Raw genomic sequence first — 753 nt, 5'->3', positions numbered from 1 at the left:
CGCCGCGCTGGAGGAACTCGTGCAGGATGTCCGGGGTGTTCACGAAGAAGTTGGGCCGCATGTAGGAGGCGGTCTCGCCCGACAGCTCGGTCAGGTACTCCGTGAGCTCCTGCTTGGTGTTGCGCCAGGTGAAGTAGGTGTACGACTGCTGGAAGCCGACCGCCGCGAGCGTACGCATCATGGCGGGCCGGGTGAACGCCTCGGCGAGGAAGATCACGTCGGGGTCCGTGCGGTTGATGTCGGCGAGCACCTGCTCCCAGAACACCACCGGCTTGGTGTGCGGGTTGTCGACGCGGAAGATCCGTACGCCGTGGTCCATCCAGTACCTGAGGACGCGCACGGTCTCGGCGACCAGGCCCGGCATGTCCTTGTCGAAGGCGATCGGGTAGATGTCCTGGTACTTCTTCGGCGGGTTCTCGGCGTACGCGATCGTGCCGTCGGGGCGGTGGTGGAACCACTCCGGGTGCTTGTGCACCCACGGATGGTCGGGCGAGCACTGCAGCGCGAAGTCGAGCGCGACCTCCAGACCCTCCCGGCCGGCCCGGCGCACGAAGGCGTCGAAGTCGTCGATGGTGCCCAGGTCCGGGTGCACGGCGTCGTGCCCGCCCTCCGGCGAGCCGATCGCCCAGGGCACACCCACATCGCCGGGACCCGCGGACAGCGTGTTGTTCGGCCCCTTGCGGAAGGTGCTGCCGATCGGGTGGATCGGCGGGAGGTACACGACGTCGAAGCCCATCGCCGCGATCGCGGGCA

Annotated in this window: 1 protein-coding gene; it reads right to left on the bottom strand. The window is 68.1% G+C overall.

Annotation, left to right across the window (positions count from 1 at the left end; genetic code table 11):
- A partial coding sequence (locus ABEB03_RS43680) for an alpha-amylase family protein (protein ID WP_459115359.1) occupies window positions 1-753 on the bottom strand: 753 nt, incomplete at both ends.

Origin of the sequence: Streptomyces siamensis (assembly GCF_039543605.1) — a bacterium.
In the GTDB taxonomy this organism is placed as follows: Bacteria; Actinomycetota; Actinomycetes; order Streptomycetales; family Streptomycetaceae; genus Streptomyces; species Streptomyces siamensis.
This window is presented reverse-complemented; position numbering and strand designations above follow the sequence as displayed.